The organism is Methylobacterium sp. WL18, assembly GCF_008040015.1.
GTDB classification, from domain to species: domain Bacteria; phylum Pseudomonadota; class Alphaproteobacteria; order Rhizobiales; family Beijerinckiaceae; genus Methylobacterium; species Methylobacterium mesophilicum.
The window spans coordinates 1-3,135 of the sequence record NZ_VRVD01000553.1; the positions used below are offsets into that span (position 1 = coordinate 1).

At 71.2% G+C, this 3,135-nt stretch carries 4 protein-coding genes; all 4 read left to right on the plus strand.

Annotated elements, in window-relative coordinates; all coding sequences use genetic code 11:
- Window positions 1-438, plus strand: a 438-nt coding sequence (locus FV228_RS24825) for an ATP-binding cassette domain-containing protein (protein ID WP_147856992.1), incomplete at its 5' end; no start/stop codon positions are given.
- Window positions 439-549: 111 nt separating this feature from the next.
- A complete protein-coding gene (locus FV228_RS24830; protein ID WP_147856993.1) occupies window positions 550-1,530 on the plus strand; it encodes an aliphatic sulfonate ABC transporter substrate-binding protein in 981 nt (326 codons plus the stop codon).
- Window positions 1,527-2,315 carry an ABC transporter permease gene (locus FV228_RS24835; RefSeq protein ID WP_147856994.1) on the plus strand — a complete coding sequence of 263 codons (789 nt, stop codon included), beginning with the start codon at window positions 1,527-1,529 and terminating at the stop codon, window positions 2,313-2,315. The genes FV228_RS24830 and FV228_RS24835 overlap by 4 nt, the downstream gene beginning before the upstream one ends.
- A gap of 62 nt (window positions 2,316-2,377) precedes the next feature.
- Window positions 2,378-3,135: ABC transporter ATP-binding protein (locus tag FV228_RS24840; RefSeq protein WP_147856995.1), on the plus strand; the 758-nt coding region annotated here is incomplete at its 3' end.

Genomic DNA, 3,135 nt, shown 5'->3' on the forward strand with positions numbered 1-3,135 from the left:
GGCGTCGGGCGGGCGGCCCGCGCGGCGCGGATCGAGCAGGCCCTGGGGCTCGTCGGGCTGTCCGGCTTCGCGGACGCCTATCCGCACCAGCTTTCCGGAGGGATGGCCCAGCGGGCGGCCTTGGCCCGGGCGCTGGTCAACGAGCCGCGCCTGCTGCTCCTCGACGAACCGTTGGGCAAGCTCGACGCGCTGACCCGCCTGGCGATGCAGGCCGAGATCCTGCGCCTCTGGCAGGAGAAGCGCTTCACGGCCGTGCTGGTCACGCACGATGTCGAGGAGGCGCTGATCCTGGCCGAGCGCGTGATCGTGCTCGGCGACCGCCCGGCCGCGATCCGGGCTGAACTCCCGGTCGACGCCCCCTACCCGCGTCACCGGGACGATCCCGACCTCATTCGCCTGCGCCGGACGATCCTGGAGATCCTCGGCCAGGCGACTTGATCACACGCCGTCCTGCGGCGCGCGGCCGTGCGATTCCCGAGTTCCGGGCCGCGTGCCGCGAACCTGTGCGTGCACGCCTTCCCCAAGCTTCGCCCGAACTAGGTTCCGCTCATGCGCTCCTCACGCCGCTTCCTCCTGGCCGCCGGCCTGGCCCTGATCACCGCGACCGTCCCGTTCGCGCCTGCGGCCCGGGCCGAGGACCCGAAGGAGATCCGGCTGGACTGGGCGACCTACAATCCGGTCGGCCTGCTCCTTAAGGACAAGGGGTTCCTGGAAGAAGCGCTCAAGCCGAAGGGCATCCGGGTGCGCTGGGTCCAGTCGCTCGGTTCGAACAAGGCGCTCGAGTTCCTGAATGCCGGCGCGATCGATATCGGCTCGGCCGCTGGCGCGGCTGCCCTCGTCGCGCGGATCAACGGCAATCCGATCAAGGCGGTCTACGCGTTCTCGCGTCCCGAATGGACGGCGTTGGTCACCCGCAATGAGACCGGCATCACCAAGCCCGCCGACCTGAAGGGCAAGCGCGTCGCCGTCACCCGGGGCACCGATCCGCACATCTTCCTCATCCGCGCGCTCCAGGGGGCGGGCCTCACCGAGAAGGACGCGAAGCTCGTCCTGCTGCAGCACCCGGACGGCCGCACGGCCCTCGACCGCGGCGATGTCGATGCCTGGGCCGGACTCGATCCGCTGATGGCGGCCGCCGAGATCGAGAACGGCGACGTCCTGTTCCACCGCGATCCGGCGGCCAACACCTGGGGCCTGCTCGACGTGCGCGAGGACTTCGCCAAGGCCCATCCCGATCTGGTCCGGACGGTGATCGCCGCCTACGAGCAGGCGCGCGCCTACGCGCTGGCGAATCCGCAGGCTCTTTCTGCGGCGCTGGTCGCGGCGACCAAGCTTCCCGAGCCGGTGATCGCGCGGCAGCTCGCGCGCACGGACCTGTCCCAGCCGACGATCGGACCGGCGCAGACCGAATCGATCAAGGCCGCCGGCCTCGCCCTGCAACAGGCCGGCGTAATTCCCGCTGCCACGGATGTGGCGGCGGCGGTGGACGGCCTGCTCGATCCCGGCTTCAACCCCGTCGCGGCGCGTTGACGGCCGGGACGCTCTGGCGGCAGGGCGGCCGCGTCGGTCTCGGGCTCGTCCTGCCGTTGGCCCTGGCGGTCGGCTGGGAGATCGCGGTCGATAGCGGCCTCGTCTCCGGACGCCTGCTGCCGCCACCGAGTCGGATCGGCGCGACCTTGCTGGACCTGGCGACGTCGGGCGACCTGCTCATGCACGTCCAGGCGACGCTGATCCGGGTCGGGCTCGGCTTCCTCTGGGGCGCTGCCGCGGGGATCCTGGCGGGTGGCCTGGTCGCGACGCTTCCGACCCTGCGCTGGCTGGTCGATCCAAGCCTCCAGGCCCTGCGGGCCGTGCCGTCGCTCGCCTGGGTTCCGCTCTTCATCCTGTGGTTCGGCATCCTCGAGACACCGAAGGTGCTGCTGATCGCCGTCGGGGTCTTCTTCCCGGTCTATGTCGGGGTCTCGGGGGCCATCGCCTCGGTGGACCGAAAGTTGATCGAGGTCGGGCGCATCTTCCGGTTGTCGCGGCTTGCCCTGGCCCGGCGGATCCTGCTGCCGGCGGTGCTGCCGGCGACCCTGGTCGGGTTGCGCACGGGGCTCGGCCTCGGCTTCCTGTTCGTCGTAGCGGCCGAGCTGATGGGGGCCTCGGAGGGCCTCGGCTACCTGCTGGTCGATGGCCAGCAATTCAGCAAGCCGGACCAGATCGTCGCCGCGATCATTGCTTTCGCCCTGGCCGGGAAGCTGGCCGACATGGTGTTGCTGGCGCTTACGCGACCCTTGACGCGCTGGCAGGACACCGCGCGGGAAAGCCTGTGACGAGCGCGGCAATGCGCCGTCCGCGCGATCCCTCGATGCAACCGCTGAAGCAAGACACGCCCGTGCTCATCGTCGACGATCTCTCGAAGACCTATGCGGATGGCACGCAGGCGCTCGCCGGAATCGACCTTTCGGTGCGACAGGGCGAGATCATCGCGCTCATCGGCGGCTCGGGCTGCGGAAAGACGACCCTGCTGCGCCTGATCGCCGGCCTCGATCAGGCGAGCCGTGGGACCGTGCAGGTCGATGGCGGGACGATCCGCGGGCCACACCCGCATGTCGGCGTCGTCTTCCAAGAGGCACGGCTCCTGCCCTGGCTGGATGTCGCGGGCAATGTCGGCTTCGGGCTCGCCGGGCTCGCCCGGTCCGAGCGGAGACAGCGGGTCGCGCGGGCGCTGGAGCGGATCGGTCTGGCCGAGTCCGGCGGCCGCTGGCCGCGGGACCTCTCCGGCGGCCAGCAGCAACGGGTGGCCATCGCCCGGGCCTTCGTCACCAATCCCCGCGTGCTGCTCCTGGACGAGCCGTTCTCGGCGCTGGACGCCTTCACCCGCCGGGACCTGCACGATCAACTCCTCAGCCTGTGGGGCGAGTCGAAGCCGACGATCCTGCTCGTGACGCACGATGTCGGCGAGGCCGTGACGTTGGCCGACCGGGTGGTCGTGATGCGCCCGCGTCCGGGACGCCTCGACGAGACCATCGAGATCGGGCTGGCCCGCCCGCGCGACCCCGTCGCGGCCCATCATGAGGGGGCGGTGCGCCGGGTGATGGCCGCCCTCGACCGCTCCCTCCGGCCCGCCGCGACCCATCAGCCGCTCGCCCC